A 5,822-nucleotide genomic window follows, 5' to 3' on the forward strand; every position below is an offset into this window, starting at 1 on the left:
TTTGTTGGATTGACGCCAGCACCAAATAAATAAAAAAGCCACCGAAAGGTGGCTTTTTTATTGTATTTTTAAGGTGTTGATTAGGCGACAATAGTATTGTTTTTATCTAGCATAACGCAGTTTCCACAAATTTTACTATTTATGATTTGGCGTGAGTTGCATGTGCCAATTAAATTGGCATAATAATCGCTACATTCATTTTTGAATTCTTCACTGTTTTTGTACAGGTAATCTGCGATTTTGTATTGTAAACAGGCATCTGAGCCTAAATCGATATCATCCGAATTGTCGATTCCCTTCAGGTTGCTAAAAACCGCATCGCTTTGTGCTCGCGCGGTTTTTTTATCAAGTGGCACCAGTGGAACATCGTTAAAACCTAAATGTTTAGTAAATGAGCGAATGTTGGGGATGTGGTGAACCACATGGCCATCTAATGCAATACATAGGCTGAAGTGTTTAGTTGGCTCTCCGTGGTGCAAACTAAAATACGCTTTTTTATTCAAGTTTTCCATATTCTACAAAATGCCGCTGGCTTTACTTTGGATATTTTTATCATTATAACTATAGCGTAATAAACATTACTATTATTGTGGGTTATTGTAAATTACTGTAAATAAGGGCGATTACGTATAGGGTGCAAAATTCTTGAAAATAACTTGATTGCTAGTATTGTGATAATGCAAGGCGTTTGAATGGTATGTTGCAAACTTAATATTGTGGAGAATAATATTTAGGGGTAATTGTTAAAGAGTAATAACAGATGGTTGTTCAAATAGAAAAAGACCTTTATCTTGGGATAAAGGTCTTTTTCTATGTTGTGTATTCGTTTAATTAGGCGTGCTGTTGATTGAAGTAGGTGCTTCTGGTTTCACCTTGTTTTCTCGGTGCTTTGCGTCGCTCCAGCAGGGCGGCCTTGGTGAATTCTTCATAGCTAATTTCAGCCACTTCATAATCACTTTGCATGGATTTATTTTCCGTAATGGTGAAATGCGGAATATTCTCATCACTTTGGTTCGCATAACCTTGTGCATGATAGGCTGGCTTGGAGTTTTTAGAAAAAATGGAATTGAAAATAGATTTCATTTTGCACCTTTCACTTTCTTAAAATTGTGTTGCTGCTTAAATAGGGTTGCTAGTATATATAGCAAAGCAATAAACATGCCCGCTAAGTTGACAATTGTTAAGAAAGTGAAATGGACTTTATAAGTCTATGAATTATTTATATTTTATAGTCGTGAAAGTGATTTTTTCAAATCAGAGCTCGACTAAAAGTATTTGTTTTGCGTTGAAGCTGTCGACAATATTTCGTCAACATTGACGCAATCTTGTTAAAGAGTTTGCCGTTTTTAAGGTAAAGCACTTAAAATGTCTAGCCATGAAACCACTAAAAATTTTATTGCTTGGCAAAAACGGTCAAGTGGGTTGGGAGTTGCAGCGTAGCCTTGCGCCATTAGGTGAGCTGATTGCCTTGGATTCTCAGAGTTTGGATTTTTGTGGGGATTTCACAAATTTAGCGGGTCTTGCGCAAACGATTCAATCGATTGCGCCGGATGTGATTGTGAATGCGGCGGCCCATACCGCCGTTGATAAGGGGGAAAGTGAGCCTGAACTGGCTCGTACGATTAATGCGTTTGCTCCAAGGGTATTGGCAGAAGAGGCAAAAAAAATCGGCGCGTGGTTAGTTCATTTTTCAACCGATTATGTATTTGACGGTGGCGGCAATACGCCTCGGTTAGAGACCGATGCGCCAGCTCCTTTAAGTGTTTACGGTCAGACAAAACTGGACGGTGAAAATGCAATAATTGCCTCGGGCTGCCAGTATCTTATCTTTCGCACTAGCTGGGTGTATGCGGCTCGCGGCGGTAATTTTGCCAAAACAATGCTCAAACTTGCGCAAGAGCGCGATGCGTTAAAGGTGATTAATGACCAAATTGGCGCACCCACTGGTGCTGATTTGTTGGCGGATGTAACGGCACATGCCATTCGAACAGCAACATTACAAGCTGAAGTTAGCGGGCTATATCATTTAGTGGCGTGCGGTGAAACATCTTGGCATGGTTATGCGAATTATGTGATTGATTTTGCCCGCCAAGCTGGAGTTAATGTTAAGGTTGCCCCTGAGGCCATTCAAGCGGTGCCAACAAGCGCTTTTCCAACTGCGGCGAGGCGGCCTTTGAATTCGCGCTTGGATACAACTAAACTACAAAATACTTTTAAAATAAAGTTACCGCATTGGCAAAGTGGCGTTGCCCGTATGCTTGTGGAAATTTTAGAAAAATAAATCAATCAATAAGCAAATCAAGTTATACAGAAAAATAGAGAATTTTATATGACGCAACGTAAAGGTATTATTCTGGCTGGTGGTTCGGGTACACGCTTGTATCCAGTAACTAAGGTGGTTTCAAAACAGCTCCTGCCAATTTACGATAAGCCAATGATTTACTACCCGCTCAGCACTTTGATGCTGGCTGGAATACGCGATATTTTAATCATTTCTACCCCGCAGGATACGCCACGCTTTCAGCAACTGCTTGGCGATGGTAGTGATTGGGGCTTGAATCTGCAATATGCAGTACAACCCAGCCCAGACGGTCTTGCACAGGCTTTTATTATTGGTAAGGAGTTTATTGGGGATGACCCTAGCGCTTTAGTGTTGGGCGATAATATTTTCTATGGTCACGACTTACATCTGCAACTTGAGCAGGCAATGGCGCGTGAACAAGGAGCAACGGTGTTTGCCTATCATGTACAAGATCCGGAGCGTTATGGGGTGGTGGCGTTTGATGCGACAGGTCGGGCTACCAGTTTGGAAGAGAAGCCTGCAATTCCAAAGAGCAATTATGCGGTAACAGGTTTGTATTTTTACGATAATCAGGTGGTAGATATTGCGGCTAATCTAAAGCCGTCGGCACGTGGTGAATTAGAAATTACGGATCTGAATCGTATTTACCTTGAACGAAATCAGCTCAGTGTTGAAATTATGGGGCGTGGCTATGCGTGGTTGGATACTGGCACGCACGAAAGTATGATTGAGGCGAGCAACTTTATTGAGACTATCGAACATAGGCAAGGTTTGAAAGTAGCTTGCCCCGAAGAGATTGCTTATCGCAAGGGCTTCATCAATGCTGAGCAAGTTGCAAAGCTAGCGCAGCCTCTTGCTAAAAACGGCTACGGTCAATATCTACTCCGCATGTTGAAAGACGGGGTGCAGCCATGATAGTGACACCAACAGCAATTCCTGATGTGCTGGTTCTTGAGCCTAAAGTCTTTGGAGATGACAGAGGTTTTTTCTTCGAAAGCTTTAATCATGCAAAGTTTGAGGCGGCAATTGGCAAGCAAGTTAGTTTTGTGCAAGATAATCATTCAAAATCAGCAGAAAACGTCCTACGCGGTATGCATTATCAAATTCAACAACCGCAAGGTAAGTTGGTACGGGTGGTGCAAGGTGTAGTGTTTGATGTGACTGTGGATATCCGTAAAAAATCTCCCACTTTTGGGCAATGGGTCGGTGAAATTTTATCGGCTGACAATAAAAAGCAATTGTGGGTCCCCGAAGGTTTTGCGCATGGGTTTGTGGTGCTTTCTAAAACAGCTGAATTTTTGTATAAAACTACAGATTACTATGCACCCGAATTCGAGCGCTGTATCGCCTGGAATGACCGTGAAATCGATATCAAATGGCCGATTAACGGTGCGGCGATATTGTCAGCAAAAGATCAGCAAGGTAAGGCCTTTGTTGCAGCGGAATATTTTTCTTAACGGCCGATTATTTTGGGCTTATTCCCCTTGAATCGGTTGCACTGTATTGGTTAGACGTGTGTTTTCTGCGATAATGACGTTTTGATTAATATTGAGAGTTCTGAAAATGGCACAATTTGACAATGTAAGCGTAAAAAAGAAAGCCAATATCTATTTTGATGGTAAATGTGTCAGCCACACTGTGTTATTGCCAAACGGCACACGCAGCACCATTGGTGTTATTTTCCCAAGCGCACTTACATTTAATACGGCCGCACCAGAGTTGATGGAAATTAACCTCGGTTCATGTAAAGTGCGCCTAAAAGGCGAAGAAGCCTGGAAAACATACGGAGCAGGCGAAAAATTTACCGTACCTGGAAATTCTTCTTTTGATATTGAAGTGACGGAAACGCTAGACTACGTTTGTCACTTCGAGTAATGACGGCTTGACTCTGCGGTGTTATTTCGTGCTCCTCGTACTAAACGTACTGCCTTTGCACTCATGTCTTGCATAGCCTTCGCTTATAGATTTATTGGGAATTAAATTATGCCAAGTTTTGATATTTCATCTGAAGTTGATATGGTTGCTTTGAAGAATGCTGTTGATACAGCAGGTAAACAAATTACTAATCGTTACGATTTTAAAGGTACTTCAGCCAAAGTTGAGCTGAACGAAAAAGACAATTTGATTACTTTATTTGGCGATAACGATTTTCAGTTAGATCAGATTAAAGATATTTTATTGCCTGCGATGGAGAAGAAGGAGCCGGATTCTGCTAAGCGACTCGAACATAAAGACGTGCAAAAAGTCGGCGGTAATAAGGTCAAGCAGGAACTTAAAATTCGCGCAGGAATTGATAGCGATTTGGCAAAGAAGCTAGTCAAACTGCTTAAAGATTCTGGCATGAAAGTCCAAGCCAGTATTCAAGGTGATACCGTACGCGTGAATGGCGCAAAGCGGGATGTGCTTCAAGATGCCATCGCTTTTTGTAAAAAAAATGTGACGGATTTTCCATTGCAGTTTGGTAATTTTAGAGATTAACCATTTCAGCAACTTAAAAATTAGAAAAAAAGAAATAGGCTATGCTGCAAAGTAAAGTGATAGCGTACGATTCTACCCTGCGCGATGGCGCGCAGGCGCAGGGCGTTTCGTTTACGGTTGAAGATAAGCTCAAAATTGTTGCGCAATTAGATGCGCTAGGGATCGGCTATATTGAGGCTGGCAACCCAGGATCTAACCCGAAAGATTTAGATTTTTTTAAGCGCGTAGCCGAACTTAAATTAAAACACGCCAAAATCATTGCGTTTGGCAGCACTCGCCGTATCGGCATTCAAGCAGCAGATGATAAGAATCTACAGTCTTTACTAAGTGCCAATACGCATTCAGTGGCGATTTTTGGTAAATGTTGGGATTACCAAGTCACCGATATTTTGCGCACCACGCTAGAAGAAAATTTAGCTATGATTGCCGATACCATAGCTTATTTAAAGCAGCAGGGTAAAGAAGTAGTGTTTGATGCTGAGCATTTTTATGATGGCTACAAGGCCAATGCGCAATATTCGCTCGCTACTTTGCAAGCCGCCGCAGATGCGGGTGCTGATGTGCTTTGTTTGTGTGATACCAATGGCGGTACTTTTTCAGATGAGATTTTTGCAATTACGCAGACCGTGGTAAAAGCCTTTAATGTGCAAGTGGGCATTCATTGCCATAATGATTGCGACATGGCTGTGGCGAACTCTGTGGCTGCTGTGCAAGCAGGGGCAAGCCAGGTACAAGGCACGATTAACGGCATTGGCGAGCGTTGCGGCAATGCTAATCTAGTATCTATCATCCCTAATTTGCAATTAAAATTAGGCTTAAATTGTATTCCACCAGAAAACATTACGGCTCTTACGCATGTGGCGCGCTATGTGAGTGAGGTGGCTAATATGCCTTTTAACGATAAAGCGCCTTATGTGGGCAACGATGCGTTTTCGCACAAGGGCGGGATGCACATTGACGCAGTCAATAAAAACCCTATTTCGTACGAACATATCAACCCTGAACAAGTTGGCAATATCCGCCATATTTTGGTTTCAGAAGT

The 5,822-nt window shown here is 41.9% G+C and carries 8 protein-coding genes; 6 read left to right on the forward strand and 2 right to left on the reverse strand.

The window, feature by feature from the left end; all coding sequences use genetic code 11:
- Positions 1 to 80: 80 nt before the first annotated feature.
- The gene (locus HOO90_RS10085) at positions 81 to 503 is read right to left on the reverse strand and encodes a hypothetical protein (protein ID WP_292842636.1); all 423 of its coding nucleotides are present in this window, start codon (positions 501 to 503) and stop codon (positions 81 to 83) included.
- A gap of 328 nt (positions 504 to 831) precedes the next feature.
- Positions 832 to 1,083: a hypothetical protein gene (locus tag HOO90_RS10090; protein ID WP_292842638.1), complete on the reverse strand. Its 252-nt coding sequence runs from the start codon at positions 1,081 to 1,083 to the stop codon at positions 832 to 834.
- 292 nt (positions 1,084 to 1,375) lie between these two features.
- Here HOO90_RS10090 and rfbD point away from each other — a divergent pair, with 292 nt between their 5' ends.
- From rfbD to cimA, 6 genes are all read left to right on the forward strand, one after another.
- A complete protein-coding gene (rfbD, locus tag HOO90_RS10095; RefSeq protein WP_292842640.1) occupies positions 1,376 to 2,281 on the forward strand; it encodes a dTDP-4-dehydrorhamnose reductase in 906 nt (301 codons plus the stop codon).
- A 48-nt stretch (positions 2,282 to 2,329) separates the two neighbouring features.
- Positions 2,330 to 3,217, forward strand: coding sequence for a glucose-1-phosphate thymidylyltransferase RfbA (rfbA, locus tag HOO90_RS10100; RefSeq protein ID WP_292842642.1), 888 nt, complete (start codon positions 2,330 to 2,332; stop codon positions 3,215 to 3,217).
- A complete protein-coding gene (gene rfbC / locus HOO90_RS10105; protein ID WP_292842644.1) occupies positions 3,214 to 3,759 on the forward strand; it encodes a dTDP-4-dehydrorhamnose 3,5-epimerase in 546 nt (181 codons plus the stop codon). The genes rfbA and rfbC overlap by 4 nt, the downstream gene beginning before the upstream one ends.
- Before the next feature lie 106 nt (positions 3,760 to 3,865).
- Entirely contained in the window at positions 3,866 to 4,177 is a 312-nt protein-coding gene (locus tag HOO90_RS10110; RefSeq protein WP_292842646.1) for a pyrimidine/purine nucleoside phosphorylase, read from the forward strand.
- 108 nt (positions 4,178 to 4,285) lie between these two features.
- Positions 4,286 to 4,780, forward strand: coding sequence for a YajQ family cyclic di-GMP-binding protein (locus tag HOO90_RS10115; protein ID WP_292842647.1), 495 nt, complete (start codon positions 4,286 to 4,288; stop codon positions 4,778 to 4,780).
- Between the two features lie 41 nt (positions 4,781 to 4,821).
- A partial coding sequence (gene cimA / locus HOO90_RS10120; RefSeq protein WP_292842649.1) for a citramalate synthase occupies positions 4,822 to 5,822 on the forward strand: 1,001 nt, incomplete at its 3' end.

This window comes from Methylotenera sp., assembly GCF_013141425.1.
GTDB lineage: Bacteria > Pseudomonadota > Gammaproteobacteria > Burkholderiales > Methylophilaceae > Methylotenera.

Coding starts and splice junctions, on each gene's coding strand:
- rfbC (WP_292842644.1), top strand. CDS start 3,214: ATGATAGTGACACCAACAGCAATTCCTGATGTGCTGGTTCTTGAGCCT.
- HOO90_RS10090 (WP_292842638.1), bottom strand. CDS start 1,083: ATGAAATCTATTTTCAATTCCATTTTTTCTAAAAACTCCAAGCCAGCC.
- rfbD (WP_292842640.1), top strand. CDS start 1,376: ATGAAACCACTAAAAATTTTATTGCTTGGCAAAAACGGTCAAGTGGGT.
- HOO90_RS10115 (WP_292842647.1), top strand. CDS start 4,286: ATGCCAAGTTTTGATATTTCATCTGAAGTTGATATGGTTGCTTTGAAG.
- HOO90_RS10110 (WP_292842646.1), top strand. CDS start 3,866: ATGGCACAATTTGACAATGTAAGCGTAAAAAAGAAAGCCAATATCTAT.
- rfbA (WP_292842642.1), top strand. CDS start 2,330: ATGACGCAACGTAAAGGTATTATTCTGGCTGGTGGTTCGGGTACACGC.